At 63.0% G+C, this 238-nt stretch carries 1 protein-coding gene; it reads left to right on the forward strand.

The features are described from left to right. Window positions 1-13 precede the first annotated feature (13 nt). Window positions 14-238: hypothetical protein (locus QP415_RS12845; RefSeq protein WP_442953497.1), on the forward strand; the 225-nt coding region annotated here is incomplete at its 3' end.

Raw genomic sequence — 238 nt, forward strand, 5'->3', positions numbered from 1 at the left:
GTTGAAGGCTCGAATGGAGGCAGAACGTTTGCCCCGGGGGATGGACCCGCGCTCGCACGTGAAACTGGGGCCCGGGGGACTATCGGATGCAGAGTGGACCATTCAACTGCTCCAGTTGATGCATGCGCATGAGGACGTTGCGTTGCGTACCACCAATACGCTCGACGCGCTGGGACAGGCCGAACGCCTAAGCCTGGTTACGCCCGCCCAGGCGCGAGCGCTGGAAGCCGCATGGAAT

Source organism: Pauljensenia sp. UMB3104 (assembly GCF_030217285.1).
Classification (GTDB): domain Bacteria; phylum Actinomycetota; class Actinomycetes; order Actinomycetales; family Actinomycetaceae; genus Pauljensenia.